We start from the raw sequence: 21862 nt of genomic DNA on the forward strand, positions 1-21862 counted from the left end.
ATGACCCAGGCAAGAACCGAAGCGGGCCAGTGGCGCATCAGGCCCGCCCACCGGCAGGACGAGCCCGCCCTGTTCGACATCTGCCTCAGGACGGCCGATGCCGGGGCCGACGCGAGCTCCCTCTTCGGTGACCCGCGCTATCCGGGCCTGATCTGGGCGGTTCCCTACCTGATCCATGAGCCGTCTCACGCCTTCGTTCTGACGGATGGGACGCGAACGCTGGGCTATGTGGTCGGCACGCCCGACAGCCTTGCCTTCGAGGAGCGGCTCGAGCGCGAATGGTGGCCCGGCTTACGCGCAGGATACGCTCTGCGGCACCCGGAGCGCGCCTCGGACCAGGACATCTTGGACCGCATTCGTGAACCCGAGAGGACAAGCCCGGACAGGGCCGCCGCTTATCCGGCGCACCTGCATGTCAATCTCCTGCCGGAGGCCCAGGGCCAGGGCTGGGGACGGGCGATGATTGAAGCCGAGATGGCTTCCCTGAAAGCGTCCGGTGCGCCGGCTGTCCACCTGGGGATCAGCTTGGCGAACGAGAAGGTGGTCCCGTTCTACGTAAAACTGGGCTTCCGGGAGATCGCGCGTGATCAGGCCATCATTCTCGGTCGGCCGCTTTAGCGGGCCCGGGGCCGATCCGCCTACCCTCAGGCCACTTGATCGATGCCTTGCCCTCCGTCGCGTGACGTCCGCGTTGTCCCGACTGAATCGCGCTTTCAGGTCGCCTGATTTCGCCGCGAGAAGTGGCTCTGATCGGCGTTGGTCAGTTGCAAACACCTATCCGGCGTCACCCGTCATTGGGGCGCCCCAATGGGGAATCCGCTCGAGCACGCCTCTATAGCTGGCCGGCCTCATGGGCCGCTGTCGCTTTGCCTTTAACTCTGAGATTCGTCGCGTTGGGTGACGGCAAGCGATATTCTTTGCCCTTAAAGGTGAGATGCCGATCAGGATTGTTCGCGGCTCCTTGATCTCAAGGTGCGAACTCGGTGCTGTATCCGGCACGCAATACGATCGACGGTGGCGAGCAATCGGGCCTCCTTGTGATAGGTCCGCAGCAAGGCGACTCTGGCGAAGTGATCGATACCAGTGGTGAACAACGCCGCCTTGAGCAGCGGACGCTTCTGGACCGCAGCAATCGCGGCGAGGCAGAAGAGCCGGACTTCTGGATTATAGCTTTGCAGTCCCGCAGCAGGGGGGTGATGTCATGTCTGGATGGCGCCTGTTTGGCAATGTGCTTGTTGATGATGCTTGGGCCTAGCGGGGCGGGTGCAGTCATGTCTCCGGCCTGTAAGCGCGGTGCTGCATGACCGCTGGCCCTGATGTTTTCCGCTGAACCTGGTCCCTCTCACGTTATCGCGCTCGACTGGCGCAAGACAACACCACGGGTTTGCCAGATCTGGCGGTCCATATCCGCTGTGGCTTCACATCATCTCATCATCACCGTGCCAACTGGATGCCCCGAGGGGCGAATAGTGTGAACGGGGCGGCTATACCGCCGGCGCGGCAGCTCCCTTGTTGCCAGGCTCATAAGCCGTGCTCCTGGCCATCACCGCCCAGGCGATCCGGGCGATCTTGTTGGCCAGTGCGATGGCGACCACCTTGAACGGCTTCTTGACCAGCAGAGACCGGGCCCAGTCCGCCAGGGGCGTTCGGGTCTTGCCGGACTTCAGGCTGTAGAGCGCCGCATGCGCGCCGACGACCAGCAGCTTGCGCAGGTGCCGGTTGCCCATCTTGGAGATGGAGCCCAACCGCGGCTTACCGCCGGTTGAGGGCTGCCGCGGCACGAGACCGAGATAGGCGGCAAACTCCCGACTGCCGTGGAACAGGCTGGGGTCTGGAACACTGGCCGAGAGACAGGAGGCCACAATCGGCCCAATGCCGGGAATGCTGGCGAGCCTCATGCTGACCGGATCGCTGCGGTGGGCGGCCAGAATGGCTTTGTCGAGCCTGGCAATCTGCGCTTCGATCTCAACCAGCATCGCCGCCAAAGGCTGGAGTGCGACCCGGGCTGTGACGGGGAGGCCGGGACTGGTGGCATCATGGATAAGGGCAATCAGTTGCCGCGTGTTGCGAGCGCCTTGCGCCACTACGATGCCCAGCTCGGCAAAGTGACCGCGCAGGGCATTGATCAGGGCTGTCCGTTGCCCGATCAGACGATCGCGGGCTCGGTGCCGCATGAGGGTGCTCTGCTGCTGCGGGCTCTTGACCGGAACGAAGCGCATCGACGGCCGAGTGACCGCCTCGCAGATGGCAGCGGCGTCGGCGGCATCGTTCTTCTGCCGGCGCAGATAAGGTTTGACATAGGCGGGAGAGATCAGGCGGACGTCATGGCCGAAGGCCATGAGCGTGCGGGCCCAGTGGTGAGCCGTCGCGCACGCCTCCAACCCGATCAGGCAAGGCGGAAGGGCGCTGAAGAAGCCCGGCACCTGGCTGCGGCGCAGTGCCTTGCGCAGGACGATCTTGCCATTTCGGTCGATGCCGTGGACCTGGAAGACGTTCTTCGCGATATCAAGGCCGACGGTGGCAATCTCAGACATGACAACACCTGTGCTCTCCCTATAGCACGGTAGATCCACAAAGCTGCTGGTGTAGGAGGCGCGGAGATTGTGCAGCTCAACGGCACCAAAGGAACATTGCGTGTTGATCGGTATGATCAGGATTTCTCCATCACCATCAACTGGTAAGACATCTACCTTCCAGCTTGCATCTTCCGAGTATTGAGAAGCCGGAAAGCCATGGAGCACGCACTATCAGTTTCCTGTTGAGCCACTAACCTGATCTTCGGCGGACGCGCTGTGGGCTTGGCATGTCCAAAGTCGCATCAAGCTGTAGTCAGGGATCCACTATTACTTACGGAGTCCTTCGATCGCCAACTCCACGACGGCACCCGCTTTCAGATAGCGGGGCGCCGACGTGGGATACTCTTTTCCTGCTAGCCGTTCGGCTCCGGGCGTCAGCTCAACGTCTTGTCGAGGCTCCGCATCATCGCGTCGACCGCGTCCTCGACCGTGGAGCTCCCGACCAGAATCTTTTGGAACTCGGGGAACATCTGGTTCTGCCCCCAGGCCTCGACGCCAGGGGTGTCGATCGCGTTTTGACCGAACGATAGCGTCTCGATGGCGGGCTTGTAGAGTGGATTGCCGGTGATGCGCGGATCCTGGGCGACTTTGAAGGACGCTGGGAAGTAGCCCGTCTCCTCGAGGAGCGCGATTGCGGGATCCGGCTCGGCCCAGAAGCTGACCCAGTTCCAGGCCGCCTCCCGGTTCCGGTCGTTGGAGACGCCGTTGTAAAGGTTGTCGACCCGGGCCGCCCGCAGAACCGGGCCCTTCGGGCGCAACGTGGTACCGATTTGGTTCGGCTTGAGCGCGGCTGTCAGCTCTGCCAGCGATCCGGTGTGATGCCAGATGATGGCCGTTTGACCTGTCTTGAAGCCCTCCATGATCTGCCGGAAGCTGTCGTTGGGCGCGCTCGGGGGCACGACCTTGTACTTGGTGTAGAGATCCGAGAAGAAACGCACCGCCTCGATTGCCTTCGCCCGATCGATCGCGGGCTTGCCATCGGAGACGATCGGCGAACCGTAGGCGATCAGCAAGTCCATCAGGTATTGATGGCCGCCCCCGCCGCCCCGCATGCCAAAGCCGTAGCGGTTCTTGGCCGGGTTCGTGAGCTTGATGCAGACCTCAAGGAACTCCTGCATCGTGTCCGGTGGCCCGGACAGGCCTGCTTCCTCGAAGAAGTCCTTGCGGTAGTACATCCAGTTGACGAATGAATAGGCCGGGACGCCGAAGGGCTTGCCGTCGCGCTCGGCGCCCTTCCAAGCGCTGGGCTTGAAATCGGCCTTGCGATCCCATTTGGCGACCTCGGGCGAGAGGTCGAGCAAGGCCTTCATGGCGTACATGTCGGCGAAGCGTTCGGCTGCGACCATGCAGGTATCGGGACGGCTGTTGGCCACCACGGAGGCGGTTACCTTCGTCAGGTACTCGGCGTTCGGGATCGTCTCGATCGCCATCGAGATGTTGGGGTACTTGGCACGGAACATCTCGGTCAGGCGGCGCAGGCCCTTCTGCTCGCTCTGGCTTGCGAAGTGGTGCCAGTAGCTCAGGCGGACCGGGCTTTGCGCGCGGGCTAAGCCCGGTGCGCCGAGTGCTGCGAGGGCGGCTCCGTATTGGAGTATTCCGCGGCGTGTCGGATAATTGTTCATTGTTTCCTCCCTTGATTGTTATCCCTTAGTGGCGCCTTCGGTCAGACCGCGCACCATCGATCCCTGGACGAAGGCGAAGAGCACGACGACGGGAATGATGCTGATGACCCCGCCCGCCGCGAGTAGTCCCCACGGCAACTGGAAGTCGCCGATCATGAGTTGCAGGCCGACAGGCCAAGTCCGCGTGTCCGCCCCGGTCGTGAGCATCAGGGCGAACAGGAACTCGTTCCAGGCACTAATGGCAATGAGCACGGTGGTGGCCAGGATGCCGTTGCGGGCGACCGGAAGCGCGATCCGCCACAGCGCCCCGAGCCTGGAGCAGCCGTCGATACGAGCTGCCTCCTCCAATTCACCCGGCAGGTCGTCGAAGAAGCCCTTCATGAGCCAGATGAACATGGGCAGCAGGAAGCTGGCATAGGCGAGCGCCAGACCGAGCTTGGTGTCGAGGAGCCCGATAGCCTTCATGATGATGAAGAGCGGGATGATCTGCATCACGGCTGGGAACATCCTGATCGCCAAGAGACCCATGAGCAGGGGCTGCCGCCCTCGGAAGGCCTCGCGCGACAGTGCATAGGCCGCCAGCGTGCCCACCACCAGGCAGATGGCGACAGTGAGCGTCGTAGCCGAGAGGCTGTTGCGGAACAGGGTCGGGAAATCGGTCTGGTCCCAGAGCTCCCGGTAGTTGGCCAGAGTCAGGGTGCTCGGCCAGTACACGACGCCCTGTGCGGTGACGATGTCGGCCTCCGTCTTCAAGGACGTGAGCACGAGCCAAACGATTGGCCCCAGGGCCGTGAGGCCGAAGAACCCGGCAATCGCATAGGTTGCGACGTTCCAAAGGCGGCGTTCGCGCGCGCTTCCGACGATCATGCTTGTCTCCCGACACTCGAGGCCCGGACATAGAGGAACGTGAACAGCATCAGGATGACAAGCATCACAACCGCGAGCGCCGAGCCGTACCCGAAGTCGAAGCCGCGGTAGGCGGTCTCGAAGGCGTAGAGCGAGAGCACCAGGGTCGAATGGCCCGGTCCACCCTGCGTCAGGATGAGGAGCAGGTCAGGCGAGTTCACGAGGGAGATCACCCGTAGGATCACAGCCACGAGCATCACGTTACGGAGCATGGGCAGGGTCACGAAGCGGAATCGCTGCGTGGGAGTGGCGCCGTCGATCGACGCAGCCTCGTAGAGTTCATTCGGGATACCCTTCAACCCGGCCATAAACAGCAGCGTGAAGAAGGGAAAGCCGCACCAGGCCTCGATGACGACGGCCGTGCCGAAGGCCGTGGCCGGATCCGAAAACCAGGCTTTGTACTGCGCCAGGATGCCGAGATGGACCAGGATGTCGTTGAGGACGCCGAGACGCGGGTCGAGCATCAGCGCCCACATATTGCCCGCCACGACCTTCGGCAGGAACCAAGGCAGCAGCACGAGCACGGCGATGACCTTCAGCCCCGGCAGTGCACGATTGAGGGCAAGCGCGCTGATCATGCCGAGGCCGACCTCGAGGACGCAGGCGATGCCGACCCACAGGAAGGTGTTGCGTACCGCAAGCCAGAACACGTCGTCGGACAGCATGGCGACGAAATGCTTCGGTCCGACGAACCCCGTTCCGAGTTCGGGTCGGGTCAGGCGCATCTCATGCGCGCTGAGGCTGAGCCCATAGAACAGCGGGTAGAGCACGATGAGGGCGAGCAGGATTACGGCTGGCGCCAGCAGCGCGACGACCCAGAACCTGCCGTCGGACCAGTGACCCAGGAGGTAGAAGGGGTTGTAGCGGTCGGCGATCAGCGCCAGCCGCGGCATCCCCTGCCCTTGCGAGGAATCCTGGAAAGCGCTCATGCGGCGGACATCTCGAGGGGGATCGGAGGAGCGGGAAGGATGCGGGCGGCAGTCTCCTGGCCAGCCTCGGGGCAGCGGAACTCAGCCCGCGCCCGATCGGAGAGCCGAATCCCATGGCCCGGCCTGTCCGGCGCGTAGGCATAGCCACCTTCGATCCGGACGGTTTCCTCGACAAGGATCGTCGTATTCTGGAAGCTGTACTCGAGCCAGTGGCACTCGGGCAGCGCGCAGGCCACGTGGACGCCGATTTCCATACTGGTGTTGCCGAGCGACACCTCGAGGCCATGCTCGGCTGCAAGCCACCCGGCCCGCAGCGAGTCCGAGATCTTGCCGTGGACGTTGAGGATGTCGACGGCGCGGGCCGCGATGAGCGCCCGCTTCCCCGCAAGGTCGAGGTACTCGCCCGTGTTGAGATGGGTGTAATGCAACGCCTCTCCGACTTGGCGCAGGCCCTCGAAGTCCTCGCGCAGGCAGGGATCCTCAAGCCAGTAGATCGGGAAGCCAGCATCCTGATAGGCATTGATGCGCCGGATGGCCTCCTTGGGCGTCCAGGCCTCGTTGGAGTCGACCATGATCAGCGCCTCAGGTCCAACGGCATCACGCAGCAGGCTGAGGCGGTTGAGATCCCATGCAACGTCGCGGTGGCCGACCTTGATCTTGAAGGCCTCGTATCCCTTGGCCTTGGCCTGGGCGAAGAAGTGGCTGTAGTGACTGTCGGACAGATGGTAGTCGAGGCCGCTAGCATAGGCGCGCACGCGCCCCTCCTTTCCGCCGAGGAGCCGCCACAATGGCAGCCCGAGGGACTGGGCGTGGAGATCCCATAGGGCTTGGTCGATGGCCTCGGCGAAGCCGTAGGGCAGCATCCGGCGATTGCCGCCGCGGGGGCGCAGGATGCGATTGATGAGGACAGCGGGGATCTCGCCCTTGAGCCCGGGCATGGCCTGGTCCTCGAAAATGCGGGTCAGTTCGCGTTCCGACGGCAGGCCATAGAAGAGGTCAAAGAAGAAGCCGGTGCCCACTAGGCCATCGCTCGTGGTGAGTTCGAGCACGCCGATGTTGGCCTTCTCGATCCGGACTTGGCTGTCGCCGATCACCCGGTCACGGGGGAACGAGAAGCGCAGCAGTCGCGCCTCGTGGATCGTTCCAGTCTGACTGCGGGATGATGGTAGGTCGTTGTGGGACAAGGGGCCGACTTTCGCGTTGCAGAGCAGATTGGCTCAAGGTTTACACATCAAACTGCTCCTGATATATTTTTGTCAAGACGTGTGATGTATCAGTGAACGAGACTGAAGTATGAGCCTGAGTGACGTTGCCTATCAGCGCTTTAAGGAGCGCCTCTTCGATCACATGATCGACCTTGGCACCGTTATGACCCAAGGGCAGCTTTCGGAAATGCTCGACGTGCCTGTTACGCCGCTGCGGGACGCCATCCGGACGCTGCATGCTGAAGGGTTAGTCGAGATCCTGCCACGCAACGGCATCCGCATCGTCCGTCCTGGCATGGAGATCATCCGGCACACCTACCAACTGCGCCGTCTGATTGAGAAGGAAGCGGTCTCGCACTTCTGCTCGGTGGGCTCGCAGGATGAGATTGATCGTTTCACTCGCACCCATGATGAGATCGAGGCACGCGTCCGCGCAGGCTTGCGCCAGCCGGAGCTTGGGGATGCGATCGAGGCCATGGAGCGTGAGTTCCACGACACGATGGTCGGCAGCCTCGGCAATCCCTACATCGATGCGGTTTACGCGCAGGCCGGTGACCGCATCAAGGTGATCCGCATCGACAGGCGCTACGTGATCACGCCCCCGCTTGTCCAGAACACGATCGCTGAGCACCGTGCGATTATCCTGGCCCTGGAGAAGCACGATGTCGCGGCGGCGGTGAAGGCGATGGAAGATCACATGTCCTCCGCCCTCCAAAGGGCAATGGGGTTGTGACATTCACCGCAAAGCCTCACCGGCGTGTGAGAAAGCAAGGTACCTGAGGAGCCCCGCGACTCTGAATGGATCTGTCGCAGGATTTTGTTTCGAAGTTTCAGCTACTGTGACCGTAGTTCCAGTTGCGGAGGTCATAGTGTTCAAGGGGGATGTCACATTAACGGCGAATACTACCCTGTACTCGTCAAGGAAAAATCTCGCAGTGAGAAAAATCAACGACTTGGGCTGTGCAAAAACTGTCCTTGTCGGTCAGCCCAAGGACTATACTCAGTTAATGTGACATCTCCAAGCTGATGCCGCCGGCCTACGTCAAAGCCTATGTTAAGCGCGGGAAGACCGATGCAGCCGATGCGGAAGCGATCTGCGAGGCGCTCACCCGCCCGAGCATGCGCTTCGTTCCGGTTAAGTCGGGCGAGCAGCAGAGCGTCTTGATGCTCCATCGCGTGCGGGCCCTGCTGATCCGCCAGCGCACGATGCTGGTCAATGCTCTTCGCGGGCACCTGGCCGAATTCGGCATCATCGTCGCCCAAGGGATCAGCCGCATCCGCGAGTTGATTGCCATCCTCACAGACGAGAGCGCCGATGCCGTGCTGCCCCCTCTGGCCCGGCGGGCTCCGGCGCCTCTTGTCGACCAACTGATCGATCTGCAGCCGCGGATCCGAGCGCTCGAAGCCGAACTGCTGGCCTGGCACCGGCAAAGCCAAGAGAGCCGCAGGCTCGAGACGATCCCGGGCGTCGGCTTCATCACCGCCACAGCTCTTGCCGCGACTGTGCCGGATCCATCCCTCTTCCGCTCTGGCCGGGAGTTTGCCGTTTGGTTGGGACTGAGACCACGGTCGAACTCCTCCGGAGGCAAGGAGCGGTTGGGGCGGATCTCGAAGATGGGCGATGGCAACCTGCGAACGCTGCTGGTGGTTGGCGCCACCGCCGTCATTCGCTACGCTCGGACGAAGACGGCGTCGAACACAGCTTGGATCAACAGCCTGCTGTCCAAGAAACCAGTTCGGCTCGTCTCTGTGGCTCTGGCCAACAAGACGGCTCGGATCACCTGGGCGCTGCTGGCCAGAGGCGAGGTCTACCGATCTGCCGTGGTGGCTGCCGCTTGAGGGTTGCCACGGATTGAAAGTCTCAGTTTGGGAAGGGCGACGATGACGTGATGCAAACCGGTCGAGCCGGGATCAGAATAACCCGAGGTACTGTCAGAGCTGCGAGTTCGTCAAGTTGTAAGGGATCTGCTCCGCGGACTTACATCAGGGCCAGCGGCCACATAAGCCGCACTCCCAGGCCGTAGATATGACTGCCCCGACCCCTTGCACTCACGTTCAACAAAACCCTTGCCGGCAGGGAGCGTCCAGATATGACAGTACCCGTCAGACGCCCACACCGAGGCGTATTAGGCCGTCGGCTTGCTCGACACACCTGCGTTAGAGAGCATGTTCCTGCTACGTGCTGCGTTAGCGCTCAATCAGGAGCAGATCTTGCGCTGATCGCAATCGCTAGTGGGGTTTAGGCATCCCGAATCAGCAGAAGCCCGTTGGATCAAGGAGCAACTGGCACCGAGCAGGATCCTATCGCGTTCTGCGGTCTGCCGGATCGGGGACATAGTCCGACCCTATGTTTTGCCAACATTATTTGGATTTTTCCGGGTCGGGCGCGGCGATAGGCTCCCTGCGACGGTTGGGGTTTCGTTTTGCCCATGAAACGAACCGCATCGAATCCAGGGAGTCTAAAACATGTATCGGCCCAATCTCCTGAAAACACGCCTCAAGAACGGCGAGAAGGTATTCGGAAGCTGGAACGTCCTTGCCAGTGCCTTCGCAACCGAAGTCATGGGTTATGCGGGTTTCGACTTTATTATTATCGATCACGAACACGGCTGTGGCGACCTGATGACTCTTGGTCATCAGTTCCAAGCTCTCTCCCCAACACCCACCACCGCTCTGGTACGCGTGCCGAGCCACGATAGTGCCTATATTCGCCGCGTTCTCGATCTAGGGGCCGAGGGTGTCGTGGTACCGAGCGTGAATACGGCAGATGAGGCTCGTGCGATTGTGCAGACCTGTCATTATCCTAAATTCGGTTCACGCGGCGCTGCACCAGGGACGATCCGCGCATCAAGCTTCGGCGCAGAAGCCAACCTATATGCCCGCACGGCAAGCGAAAACACGCTTGTGATCTGCCAGATCGAGACGGTCGAAGGTGTGCGGAATGCCGACGAGATCGCCGCTGTCGATGGCGTCGACATGATCTTCATCGGCCCCTACGACCTTTCCGCATCCGCGGGCTTTATGGGTGAGATGGATCATCCGGAGGTTGTCGCCCTGATTGAAAAAGCGGAGGCCGCAGCGAAAGCCGCCGGCAAGCCGCTCGGCTCTATCCTGAGACCTGGTGTCTCTCTCAAGGAGGTCTACGACCGCGGCTACCAGCTGATTTCGACCGGAAGCGACTCGAGCCGTCTTCGCGCGGCTTGTCTGGCCGATGTTGCCAAATTCCAGGACGCGGTCGGGGCCGATGCGGCGCCAAAGCTCGTCTCTGTCAAGGCTAGCTGAGGAGAACGGGCGTGGCCATTCCCAATGTTAATATCGTTTTGCGGGCCTATGACCAGTTCTGTCCGCTCATCATCGGGGCAATCGAATCACCGGGCGTGGCGATCAATGTCAACTTCAACACGCCTTTGTCGAATGAATTTCCTGAAGACATTCACGCCGCAGAGGTCTCGTTCAACCGCTATGTCATGGCACGGGCCAACGGCGATCACCGGCTCGTCGGTATTCCGGCCTTCGTACTTCGAGGCTTCCGCCATCGAAATTATATTGTTCGGCGCGACTCTCCGCTTGAAAGCCTCGCCGAACTGAAGGGAAAGCGCGTCGGGTCGAACTCGTGGAGTGACACGGGGACGATGTGGGCCAGGGCGGCACTCCGGGAGGCAGGCGTCGAGGTCACGGACGTTCAATGGGTCATCGGGCACCTTGACGAGAAGATCAAGATGAAGCCGAAAACCTCGTTCGATGTTGAGCCGCCAAAGGGTTCGCATTTCCTAAACAACGACGAAACTCTGATGGGCGGCCTCAGAGCCGGCACGGTCGACGCCGTTACAACGGCATTTATGCCGCCGTCCGTCTATGAGGTCAACGGAGAATTTCGCAGGCTCGTCAGAGATTTCAGGACCGCGGAGACCGAATACCATCGCAGGACAGGGATCTATCCCGGTTTCCATGTCATGGCCTTTCAGCGATCGTTCGCGGAAAACAACCCCGAGGCCGTTCTGGCTGTCTACGACGCGCTGCGCGCGTCATGGGAGAACTGGTGGCTGAAGGTAAAGAACTTCGGCGAGGCCTCTCCTTGGGCAATCGCAGAGGCGGAAACCATGATCCGCGAGTTCCCCGAGGACACTCCACCATTCGGGCTGCATCAACCGGCTCACAGGAAGATGCTGGAAACGATGTGCCATGAGCAATATGCCCAGGGCATCGTCAGCGCGCCGGCCGATCCGACGAAGCTCTTTTCCGACTTCGAAGCAATCGCCAAGACTGCAGGACGTTAGGTCCCGCGACTTAACTCCGCACATTCTGTTCACGTCGAATCGAGCTTGCCATGCCTGTCATTAACCGCGTCGCTGACCTTGTACCTGAGATTGCCCAGTGGCGGCAGGATTTTCACGAGCACCCTGAGCTGCTTTTCGACGTGAATCGAACCGCTGCGATCGTAGCTGAAAAGCTCACGGAATTCGGATGTGACGAGATCGTCACTGGTATTGCCCGAACCGGCGTGGTCGCGATTATTCAGGGCCGGGAGACTGGCTCAGGAAAGCGTATCGCTCTCAGAGCGGACATGGACGCCCTGCCTCTCGATGAACTCGGGGATTTACCCTATAAATCGAAAGTGCCAGGGAAAATGCATGCTTGCGGCCACGATGGGCACACCGCGATGCTTCTGGGGGCAGCCCGCTACCTGGCAGAAACTCGCAATTTTGACGGAACAGCAGTGCTCATCTTCCAACCCGCCGAAGAGGGCGGCGGCGGCGGTAAGATGATGCTCGACGAAGGCATTATGGAGCGTTTCGCGATCGATGAAGCCTACGGCATGCACAACATGCCCGGAATTCCGGTCGGCGCCTTTGCGATACGCGCGGGCGCCATGATGGCCGCAGCGGACCGCTTTAAAATTCTGGTGCAAGGGAAAGGGACGCATGCCGCAATGCCGCATCAGGGCACGGATACGATCCTGGCCTCCTGTCACCTGGTCACCGCCCTCCACTCAATCGTCTCTAGGAATGTAGATCCTCTTGAAGCCGCTGTTGTCTCGGTTGGACGGATTTGTGCCGGGGAAACCTTCAATGTGCTGCCGCAGCAGGCAGAAATTCTCGGCACTGTTCGGACCCTGTCGCCAAAGATCCGGGATGATATCGAAATCCGCGTGCGATCAATCGCAGATCACGTCGCGGCGACCTTTGGAGCGACTGTCGAAGTCGACTACATGCGTGGTTACCCCGTGCTCATGAATGACGCCGCAAGTGCAAGTTTCATGCAGGATGCAGCCTGTGATGTTGCTGGCTCGCAGGGGGTCGACGGTAAAGGGAATCCGATCATGGGATCGGAGGATTTTGCCTTCATGCTTGAGGAGCGGCCTGGCGCATATATCTTCCTTGGCAACGGTGATAGTGCGGCGCTTCATCATCCGGCCTACGACTTCAACGACGCCGCCATCCCATACGGCGTTTCACTCTGGGCCCGGCTGATCGAAAAGCGCATGCCTGTCTAAAGAGAGCAAAGCAAGATTGGCGTTGGGGACACCCTCAAGGCGACTTGACCTGTATATCATTACAAGACACCTTGAAGTGCTTTACGAAGGCTTTGGTCAAATCGGACGTGCGCCGGTTGGGATAAACCAGTTCGATCGCCACGCCGATCGTCGGTACAAAGGGCCGATAGGACAGCTTTTCCTTTGAATGACTTCGAAGCGAAAACTCGTCGACCAGACCGAGCCCGATGCCGTTTTCCACGTGCGGGTAGATCGACATGACACTATCCACCGTCAGAACCGGTTCAGGTCTCGGCTTGTTTTTGTCGATGACCTTTTCGAATTGGGCAAGCAGCCATTGATGGCCCGGCGGGAACGATACCATCGGGTAGTCGACAAGATCGTTGTGAGAGACGGACATCTTCGACTCGAGCGGATGGCCCTTCGGCATGATGCAGAAAAGTTGGCCTGAGCAGACCTTTTCCACCGAGAGCCCTTCCTGCTCGGCCTCTCCCGTCTGAAACGAGATACCTAGGTCGGCACCTTCGGCCGCAACCGCGTGATAAACCGCTTTCCGGGGGCGGATGAGAAGGTGGACTCGCGCCTCCGGCTTTTCCTTTAGAAACTGCTGCAATGCCGTCGAGACGATGCCGTTTCCGAGTGGCTGAATCGCGGCGATGCTCATCCGCTGTGAAACGCCCTTCTGGATCATCGATATGGCATCGGCGATCGCCTGAAAGTAGCTAAAGTTCCTTTGCAACGCTTCAAAAAGGAGGCGGCCTTCATTGGTTGGCGCCAAACGCCCTCTGTCTTTGCGGAAAAGTGCCAGTCCCAGCTGGTCTTCCATCCTGCGGACAGTCGCGCTCACGGTGGGCTGGGATATATGAAGGCTCTCGGCTGCTGCAGTAATGCTGCCTGCCGCAACGACCGCATAAAAAACTTCGAGCTGACGCAAGCTCATAGCTCCCAACGATGCTAGCACACTCATCGAAAGTTCCCTGCCCAAGCCCCGGCTAGTGACCCTAGATGATCCCGATAGCTGCAGAAAATCAAGTGGTTCGCCTGCAGCACGCTCGCTCTGCGATCGAACTGACGGATAGCGCGAATGTGATTATTCGCGGGCGCCTGCACATAGTCTTCATCTATGCGGTGCCTAAACTTTAGGTCTTTTTAAACGATGAAGGGATGCTTTCTAATCGGCTTCAGCCTTTTCGGGGTCGAGGTCTTCTCGAACAGGAGGCAGGCCACAATCCGGTGAAAGGATCGAGAGTGACCATTATGACCACTACGAAAGTCGGGTCGAAAGTGGGGAGCGGCCCATCTCGCAACCCAAGAGACGTTTCTCAGGCAATCACCCCGGTCAATTATCTGCGTTGGCTGCTGATCGCCGTCGTTCTGGCTCTAGTCACACAATTCTTATGGCTCGTTGTCAGCAACGAGACCTTTCAATGGGATGTCGTGCTCAGATGGCTGTTCGATCCATCAGTGATCAGAGGGTTATATGTGACGCTCGGCCTGACCGTGGTTGCCATGGTTCTCGGCACGGCCATTGGTCTTGTCCTTGCCATCTGCCGCCTCTCCCAGAGCCGGGTAGCGTCTTCATTCGCTGCGGTCTATATCTGGTTCTTTCGCGGCACCCCGATGCTGGTGCAATTGATCTTCTGGTATAATCTGGCGACAATCTTTCCTCACCTGTCGATCGGCATACCTTTCGGACCGACGCTGGTCAGCTGGGAAACGAATGCGATCATAACGCCGCTGACGGCAGCCATCGTTGGTCTTGCTCTCAACGAGGCTGCCTATATGGCAGAAGTCATCCGAGGCGGCCTGCTGTCGGTCGATCCAGGTCAAAGCGAGACGGCGCAGGCTTTCGGGATGACGCGAAGCCGTGCGCTTTGGCGTATCATCATCCCCCAAGCCATGCGCTCGATTGTTCCGCCGACGGGCAATCAGCTGATCAGCATGATTAAAGGCACGTCGCTCGTTAGCGTCATCGCGATGAACGACCTGCTCTATTCGGTGCAGGCAGTGTACAACCGCACGTTCGAGATCATCCCGCTGCTTATGGTAGCGGTCATCTGGTACCTCGCGATCACATCAATCCTCAACGTCGGGCAAACCTTCATCGAACGCTATTACGCCCGTGGTGAGCGCAACAACCAAGCGCAGGCGCCCCAAGAGATTGCAAAGTCCGTGGAGGCCGCTCGATGAACATGACCGCTCCACTCAACCAGGGCGGAAGCTCCCCTGTGCTTGTTCGCGCTCGCAACGTCCACAAGTCTTATGGTCAACACGAAGTCCTGAAGGGGATCGATCTCGATGTCCGGGTCGGGGAAACGATCGTCATCCTTGGCCCCTCGGGGTCTGGAAAATCCACGTTCTTGCGATGCATCAACCATCTTGAGACCATGCAGGGCGGGTCGATCATCGTCGGTGACGAGCAAGTGGGATATCAGATGCGGGGAGGTAAGCTCTATCGCGCATCCCCGGCTGTAATGGCACGTCAGCGCAAGGACATCGGCATGGTGTTCCAACAGTTCAATCTCTATCCGCATCTCACAGTGCTCCAGAATATCATTGAAGCACCAATCGGCGTCCACGGCGAGAAGCGATCAGAAGCGGAAAGTTATGCCCGCGCGCTGCTTGAGAGGATAGGCCTCTCCGAAAAGGAGAATGCCTACCCGCGCCAGTTGTCCGGAGGACAGCAGCAGCGTGTCGCCATAGCCCGGGCGCTGGCCATCAAGCCGAAACTGATGCTTTTCGATGAGCCAACATCGGCGCTCGATCCTGAACTTGTCGGCGAGGTTCTCGCAACCATGAGGGATCTTGCGACGCAGGGGCTGACGATGATCGTCGTCACGCACGAGATCGGCTTCGCCAAGGAAGCCGCCGATCGCGTCATCTTCATGGATGGCGGCAAGATCGTCGAAGAGGGCTCCCCGGAACAGGTGTTGGTCAACCCCAACCAGCTTCGGACGAGGGCCTTTCTCAATCGTTTTATTTAGATCCGGATGAAGCCTCCAAAAACTAGAAGGGAACAGACTATGTTACGGAAACTTATCAAGTACTCTCTCGTCTCCGCGGTGATTGCCTGCACGGCGCCGGCGGTCGCTCAAGACATTCCGGTGCAGAAGAGGAATGAGACGATCAGAGCGTTGCTGCCCGAAAGTATTCGGGAGCGGGGCTACCTCGTCGCGGTGAACAGCGGCTCCTACCCGCCCTACGAGATCGTGATGGGGCCGAACGAGCTTCAAGGCGCCAGTAACGACTTTGCGACTGCCTTTGGCCAATTGTTCGGAGTCGAGGTCCGTCACCAAACCGTAGGCGGTCTCGCGGCGATGTTGGCAGGCTTCGATGCCGGCCGCTATGACATGTCGGTCGGCCCGACGGGAGATTTCCCGGACCGCCGTTCGAAGATCGATTTTATTGATTGGGTGCAGGAGTATGTGGCCTTCGCGGTCCAGAAGGGTAATCCCAGGAACATTCAGAGTCTCGACGACGTCTGCGGCCTGACAATCGCCGTCATGGCGGCTGGCTCAGCCGAACGCGTCCTGAAGGCGAAGGCGGAAAACTGCGCGGCATCCGGTAAGCCGCTGACCGTTCAATCTTTTCCTGATCAGAATGCTTCGATCCTTGCGGTCCGCTCGAAGCGATCAGATGCTTTCTTCTCTGGACAGGCGCCGCTGACCTACTTTGTCGGTCAATCCCCCAATGTGCTTGATCTCGCGGCCGCCAATCTTCCAAACGGGTTCGGCGACATCTACCAGGGCGGCATCGCGCCAAAAGGTTCAGCCATGAGCAAAGCCATGCTCGCCGCATTCCAGGAGCTTTTCGACAACGGCACCTATGCAACAATCATGAAAAAGTGGGGTCTGGAGCGCAACATGCTCAAGAAGCCGGGAATCAACCTCGCCCCGGACACAGAGCACTTTAAAACTAAATAATTGCGGGACGGCAGTCCCTGACGTTTCGAGACGACAGCTCTTTAACGAGGCCGCAGTTGAGTACTGCGGCCTTTCGGGCGAAACCATGGCTGGCGGAAGGAGCATGGAAGCGAGAGGACAAAGGACATCTTTGTCTGTCTGAAACGCTAGCGCACATGCGCGAGCCCAACCGCGATAGTTTGATGCTCGGCTTCCTGTGAGTGGAGCGTCATTAGAACCGACGTCCTGCATGCTGAAATTGATAAAATCGTCAGCGAGATTGAACCCAGTCTTATTGCCGTCCGTCGGCAGATCCATGCAAATCCTGAATTGTCCGCCGTCAGCACTCATGAGACAGATCGAGTGAGTTGAGGAAGGGAGAGGTTCTGGTTCATCGTAGCCCATGAGGACATGACGATGAGACAGAAGCAGGGGCCGGAGAAAGAGCCGGCTGAGACGGTGGTCAAGGAGATCCGCCGCGCCACCCGCAAGCACTACTCCGCCGAGGAGAAGATCCGCATCGTGCTGGAAGGGCTGCGCGGCGAGGACAGCATCGCCGAGCTCTGCCGGCGCGAGGGCATTCGGCCCAACGGGTATTACCGCTGGTCCAAGGAGTTCCTGGAAGCCGGCAACAAGCGCCTGGCCGGCGCCACGGCCCGGGAGGCCACCTCGGACGAGGTCAGGGGCCTGCGCCGGGAGGCTGCCGCCCTCAAGGAGGTGGTGGCCGATCTTACCCTCGAGAACCGCCTGCTCAAAAAAGCATGCGCGGGGATGGGGAGGACGGCGCATGAGGGATCCAGCCTCCGAGAAGATCGAGATCATCCGCTTGGTGGAGCAGTCTCATCTGTCCGTGCGCGAGACCCTGGAGCGGATCGGCATCCCACGGCCAACCTTCTACCGCTGGTACGATCTCTCCCAGACCGGCGGCCCTGAGGCCTTGGAGGAACGGCGCCCCCAGCCGAAGCGGGTCTGCAACCGCATCCCGGATCGGATACGCGAGCAGATCATCCAATTGGCTCTCGACGAACCCGAGCTGTCGCCACGGGAACTGGCGGGACGCTTCACCGGTCAGCACAGCTACTTTGTCTCCGAGGCCTCCGTCTACCGCCTGCTCAAGGCGCAGGACCTGATCGCCAGCCCGGCCTTCATCGTGATGAAGGCCTCTGACGAGTTCAAGGATAAGACCACCGGGCCGAACCAGCTCTGGCAGACCGACTTCACGTACCTGAAGGTGATCGGCTGGGGCTGGTTTTATCTCTCGACCGTGCTCGACGACTTCTCACGCTACATCCTCGCCTGGAAGCTGTGCACCACGATGAAGGCCGAAGACGTCACTGACACTCTGGAGGTGGCGCTTCGAGCCTCTGGCCTGGAGCAGGTGGAGGTGGCGCATCGGCCTCGGCTGCTGTCGGATAACGGCTCGAGCGACATCTCCGCGGACCTGGCCTCCTGGCTGGAGGGCAAGGGCATGAGCCATGTGCGTGGGGCACCGTATCACCCCATGACCCAGGGCAAGATCGAGCGCTGGCACCAGACGCTCAAGAACCGCATTCTGCTGGAGAACTACTTCTTGCCGGGCGACCTGGAGGCGCAGATCGCGGCGTTTGTGGTGCACTACAATTACCGGCGCTCCCACGAGAGCCCCGACAATCTCACACCCGCCGATGTCTACTTCGGACGCGGAGAAGCCATTCTGAGGCAGCGAGAAAGGATCAAGCGCCAGACCATTCAAAGCCGCCGCTTGCAGCATCAGACGCAAGCCGCCTAATCTGAAACCCAGATGAGCCGGAGTCTCCCTTAAATCAGACCGCCCCCGTCTCAAAAACTCTGACGACGGACACAGATGGTCCGCGACCTCCATCCCCTGAATGCTCAAGCTGGTTCAGCTTGAAGACGATGGTTACCCGCCTCCAGTTTTGATTGACGGGGAGCACTCACGACCTTCCGGGACGGCGGCTGCGTTCCGACATGGCGGCACCGATCTGTTGTACCAATTCCGCGATGAAGCCTGTGCTCTCCCAGGCATAGATGGAAACCATAATCGGAGCTTCGGCGCCGAATTGCGCATAGGGCCTGACATGACGCCCGAGCGTCGCGGCAACCGGGAGGAGCGTTATGCCAAGACCGGCCTCGACGGCGACGAGCACATTGTTGAGGCTGCTTCCTGAAAAGGCGATGTACCAATGGCGGCGCTCACGCTCGATGCGGTCGAACATGGTCTCACGATACAGGCCACCAGGAGGGAAGGTCACGAGGGGGACAGGGTCCGGCCAGGCATCAGGAGCATCCTTGCTCTCGAACCAGCCTGTGGCTTCGGGGAAGCTTGCCCGGCAATCGTTGCTGGGTGCCGGCTCCTTGACCACAACGATGTCGAACTCGCCACCACGGTAGCGCCGGGTCAGGTCGCGGCTCAGCCCGGCGCTGACGTCGAGACGGATCTCCTGGTGGCGCTTGGAGAACTCGCCGAACAGCCGGGCCATGGGACGGCTGAAGACATCCTCCGGAAGCCCGATATGAATGGGCGTTGTGCCGGCCGGATTGCCCAGTGCCGCCGTCGCCTCGCACTGGAGCGCCATGATCCGACGGGCATACCCAAGGAGGCGTTCACCTGCGGCGGAGGGGCGGATGGGGCGTGCGTCCCGATCCACCAAGGTCTGCCCAACGGCTTCCTCGAGGCGGGCGAGCTGCTGACTTAAGGTCGACTGGGTCATGTGCAGGCGCTCAGCTGCCCGAGTAAAGCCTCCGGCTTCGATAATTGCAATAAAGGTCCGCAATAGGCGTGGATCGAGCATCAGCGTCTCGTTGGAGCACTGCAATCAATATTCAATAAGCTAATAATTCCGATTTGAACATTTAATTTCCACATAGAGTGAGCTGACACTACTCTCCCGACATTGCAGTAAGGAATGCTTGGCGGCCTAGGGGATCTCCTCGTAAGGAGGACTAACGCCAGGCAGCATTGTAACGGCCAAGCCGGAATCCGGCAGCCGACGCAGGCTCAAAGACCGTCCACCACGCCTCAACGACAAGCAGAGAGGAGCGCACCGTGCAGAGTGCAAATCACCAAAGCCGCAGAGCCTTTCTGCGCCATTCGGGTGGGCTGGCGACCGCGTCCGCAATCCTGAGCCTGAGCGGCACGCAGAGCGGGGCCGCCGAGGCTGCTGCCAACACCGATCAGTCCCGTCACCACATTACAGCCGTTACTGACAGCCACTACTATTTGAGTGACGTGCGCCTCGAGGAGGGCTTCGAGCACGAGGGTGAGGTGGTCGTCGGCACCCGGACCGGGATCCATACGCTGGAAATCCAAGACGGTCGCATCAAAGCGTTGCACGACGCGGGTGCCGCACTGGACGCATCCCTGCCGCGCTACAAGGCGCAGGGCAAGTTGCTCCTGCCAGCGTTCCGGGACATGCACATCCACCTGGACAAGACCTTCTATGGCGGACAATGGCAGGCTCCCCTTCCCCGTCAAGGCAAGACGATCATGGACATGATTGCGCGGGAGGAAGTTCTTCTTCCGAAGCTGCTGCCGACCTCGCAGACGCGTGCGGAGAGGCTGATTGACCTCCTCCTCTCGCAAGGCAGCTCGGTGGCGCGCAGTCACTGCAACATCGATCCAGTGAGCGGATTGAAAAGCCTGGAGCATCTGCAGCTTGCACTGGCGAATTATCGCGACAGCTTTGAATGCGAGATCGTCGCCTTCCCGCAGCACGGCCTTTTGCATTCCAAGGTGGATGGGCTGATGCGTGAGGCCATGAGCATGGGCGTGCACTACGTCGGCGGCTTGGACCCCACCAATGTTGACGGTGCCATGGAAGCATCGCTGGATGCGATGTTCCAGATCGCGCTCGACCACGACAAGGGTGTCGACATCCATATCCATGAAACCCACCCCGCCGGCGTGGCGGCCCTCAACTACATGATCGCAACCGTCGAGAAGACCCCAGCGCTGCGCAACCGGCTGACGCTCAGCCACGCCTTCGCCCTTTCCACTCTGCGTCCCGAGGAACTGAACGAGATGGCCGGGCGCATGGCCGCTCACGGCGTGACCGTGGTATCGACGGTGCCGATCGGCCAGAGGACAATGCCGCTGCCGCAGCTGCGTGCCAAGGGAGTCACGATCATGACCGGCACGGACAGCGTGATCGATCACTGGTCACCGTTCGGTAGCGGGGACATGCTGGAAAAAGCTAACCTTTGCGCTCAGCTTTACGGTGGAAGCGACGAATTCCGTCTGTCGCGTTCCCTCGCGATCGCCACCGGCGATGTGCTTCCACTGAGCGACGATGGCAAAGTGGCTTGGCCGAAACCAGGTGACACGGCTGAGTTCGTTCTGGTTGATGCCAGCTGTTCGGCCGAGGCCGTCGCACGGCGCTCCCCGCGGCGGGCAACGTTCCACAAGGGGCGGTTGGTCTACGGTGCTGTTGAGCGTGCCTGAGGTAACGACCTTCGGCCGAGACGCTCACTGCTCCTGCAAGGAGTTCCGATTATGCGAAGAAGTCTTGCTATCTCGATCCTTGTTGTACTCGGCATGACGGGCCATTCGATGACAGCGGCCGGACAATCGACGAGCGGGAAAGACTTATTGGAAGCTGTCACAGACAACGATGTCGATGCGAGGGATGAAGCCGGACGTACCGCATTGCTCATCGCAACCCACGGCAACCGGATTGAGGTTGCGAGGGCGTTGATTGAGGCCGGTGCCGATGTCAATGCAAAGGATCGGATCAATGACAGTCCCTATCTCTATGCCGGGGCGCGGGGTCATCTCGAGATCCTGAAGATGACGCTCGCGCACGGCGCGGATCTCAAGAGCACCAATCGCTATGGCGGCACTGCCCTCATCCCAGCAGCGGAGCGTGGCCATGTCGACACCGTCCGCACTTTGATCGAGGCGGGCGTCGATGTGGACCATGTCAACAATCTCGGGTGGACGGCTTTGCTGGAGGCTATCATTCTGGGTACCGGGGGCGAACGTCATCAGCAGATCGTCGAGCTTTTGGTGAAGGCAGGGGCCGACATCAACTTGGCGGATCGGGATGGCGTGAAGCCGCTGCAGCACGCGCGCAGCCGCGGCTACAGGGAGATCGAAGCGATCCTTATCGCGGCTGGAGCCATGTGAACCAACCTCAGCGGCTGATCGAATGGGAATATTAGTAGACCGTCTATGATTGATAAGGCCCGCTGACGTTATGGAGACCTCATCAGCCTGCGGATTAGCGTTC

At 60.3% G+C, this 21862-nt stretch carries 18 protein-coding genes and 1 pseudogene; 12 read left to right on the plus strand and 7 right to left on the minus strand.

The genetic code is table 11. The features are described 5' to 3' along the window. Positions 1-618: a GNAT family N-acetyltransferase gene (locus U0023_RS33920; protein ID WP_009762672.1), complete on the plus strand. Its 618-nt coding sequence runs from the start codon at positions 1-3 to the stop codon at positions 616-618. Between the two features lie 866 nt (positions 619-1484). Here U0023_RS33920 and U0023_RS33925 read toward each other — a convergent pair. The 5 genes from U0023_RS33925 to U0023_RS33945 form a co-directional block, all read right to left on the minus strand. Continuing rightward, entirely contained in the window at positions 1485-2534 is a 1050-nt protein-coding gene (locus tag U0023_RS33925; protein ID WP_322883876.1) for an IS110 family RNA-guided transposase, read from the minus strand. Positions 2535-2950: 416 nt separating this feature from the next. Next, positions 2951-4198, minus strand: coding sequence for an ABC transporter substrate-binding protein (locus U0023_RS33930; protein ID WP_009491813.1), 1248 nt, complete (start codon positions 4196-4198; stop codon positions 2951-2953). Positions 4199-4216: 18 nt separating this feature from the next. Continuing rightward, positions 4217-5065, minus strand: coding sequence for a carbohydrate ABC transporter permease (locus U0023_RS33935; protein ID WP_009491812.1), 849 nt, complete (start codon positions 5063-5065; stop codon positions 4217-4219). Continuing rightward, positions 5062-6033, minus strand: a complete 972-nt coding sequence (locus U0023_RS33940; RefSeq protein ID WP_009491811.1) for a carbohydrate ABC transporter permease — start codon at positions 6031-6033, stop codon at positions 5062-5064. Before U0023_RS33940 ends, U0023_RS33935 begins: the two co-directional genes overlap by 4 nt. Further along, positions 6030-7217: a mandelate racemase/muconate lactonizing enzyme family protein gene (locus tag U0023_RS33945; protein ID WP_009491810.1), complete on the minus strand. Its 1188-nt coding sequence runs from the start codon at positions 7215-7217 to the stop codon at positions 6030-6032. The genes U0023_RS33940 and U0023_RS33945 overlap by 4 nt, the downstream gene beginning before the upstream one ends. A gap of 109 nt (positions 7218-7326) precedes the next feature. Between U0023_RS33945 and U0023_RS33950 the strand changes: the two genes are divergently transcribed. The 5 genes and pseudogenes from U0023_RS33950 (at position 7327) to U0023_RS33970 (ending at position 12732) form a co-directional block, all read left to right on the plus strand. Beyond that, on the plus strand, positions 7327-7971 hold the full coding sequence (locus tag U0023_RS33950) for a GntR family transcriptional regulator (protein WP_009491809.1): 645 nt from the start codon (positions 7327-7329) through the stop codon (positions 7969-7971). 287 nt (positions 7972-8258) lie between these two features. After that, a pseudogene (locus U0023_RS33955) lies at positions 8259-9077 on the plus strand (IS110 family RNA-guided transposase); the annotation flags it as partial. A gap of 627 nt (positions 9078-9704) precedes the next feature. After that, positions 9705-10520 (plus strand): HpcH/HpaI aldolase family protein, encoded by an 816-nt coding sequence (locus U0023_RS33960; RefSeq protein ID WP_009491806.1) that lies wholly within the window; start codon positions 9705-9707, stop codon positions 10518-10520. Between the two features lie 11 nt (positions 10521-10531). After that, entirely contained in the window at positions 10532-11515 is a 984-nt protein-coding gene (locus U0023_RS33965) for an ABC transporter substrate-binding protein (protein WP_009491804.1), read from the plus strand. Positions 11516-11565: 50 nt separating this feature from the next. Next, complete coding sequence (locus tag U0023_RS33970) at positions 11566-12732, plus strand: M20 aminoacylase family protein (protein WP_009491802.1); 1167 nt, start codon at positions 11566-11568, stop codon at positions 12730-12732. 34 nt (positions 12733-12766) lie between these two features. Here U0023_RS33970 and U0023_RS33975 read toward each other — a convergent pair whose 3' ends face one another. Beyond that, positions 12767-13672 (minus strand): LysR family transcriptional regulator, encoded by a 906-nt coding sequence (locus tag U0023_RS33975; RefSeq protein WP_245272936.1) that lies wholly within the window; start codon positions 13670-13672, stop codon positions 12767-12769. 317 nt (positions 13673-13989) lie between these two features. Here U0023_RS33975 and U0023_RS33980 point away from each other — a divergent pair, with 317 nt between their 5' ends. From U0023_RS33980 to U0023_RS33995, 4 genes are all read left to right on the plus strand, one after another. Then, on the plus strand, positions 13990-14922 hold the full coding sequence (locus U0023_RS33980; protein ID WP_009491798.1) for an amino acid ABC transporter permease: 933 nt from the start codon (positions 13990-13992) through the stop codon (positions 14920-14922). Further along, complete coding sequence (locus U0023_RS33985; RefSeq protein ID WP_009491796.1) at positions 14919-15716, plus strand: amino acid ABC transporter ATP-binding protein; 798 nt, start codon at positions 14919-14921, stop codon at positions 15714-15716. The genes U0023_RS33980 and U0023_RS33985 overlap by 4 nt, the downstream gene beginning before the upstream one ends. Positions 15717-15755: 39 nt before the next feature. Beyond that, positions 15756-16655 carry an ABC transporter substrate-binding protein gene (locus U0023_RS33990; RefSeq protein ID WP_009491794.1) on the plus strand — a complete coding sequence of 300 codons (900 nt, stop codon included), beginning with the start codon at positions 15756-15758 and terminating at the stop codon, positions 16653-16655. A gap of 396 nt (positions 16656-17051) precedes the next feature. Beyond that, positions 17052-18402, plus strand: a protein-coding gene (locus U0023_RS33995) for an IS3 family transposase (RefSeq protein WP_085985152.1) whose coding sequence is annotated in 2 segments (ribosomal slippage) — positions 17052-17389 and positions 17388-18402 — 1353 coding nt in all. Because the reading frame shifts where the segments join, the coding sequence is not laid out codon by codon here. Positions 18403-18568: 166 nt separating this feature from the next. Here U0023_RS33995 and U0023_RS34000 read toward each other — a convergent pair. Then, entirely contained in the window at positions 18569-19426 is an 858-nt protein-coding gene (locus tag U0023_RS34000; protein WP_040638450.1) for a LysR family transcriptional regulator, read from the minus strand. Between the two features lie 254 nt (positions 19427-19680). Here U0023_RS34000 and U0023_RS34005 point away from each other — a divergent pair, with 254 nt between their 5' ends. Then, positions 19681-21075 (plus strand): amidohydrolase family protein, encoded by a 1395-nt coding sequence (locus tag U0023_RS34005; RefSeq protein ID WP_009491788.1) that lies wholly within the window; start codon positions 19681-19683, stop codon positions 21073-21075. Between the two features lie 51 nt (positions 21076-21126). Further along, entirely contained in the window at positions 21127-21759 is a 633-nt protein-coding gene (locus tag U0023_RS34010; RefSeq protein WP_009491786.1) for an ankyrin repeat domain-containing protein, read from the plus strand. The last annotated feature ends 103 nt before the right edge of the window (positions 21760-21862 follow it).

The organism is Microvirga lotononidis (genome assembly GCF_034627025.1).
Lineage (GTDB): Bacteria > Pseudomonadota > Alphaproteobacteria > Rhizobiales > Beijerinckiaceae > Microvirga > Microvirga lotononidis.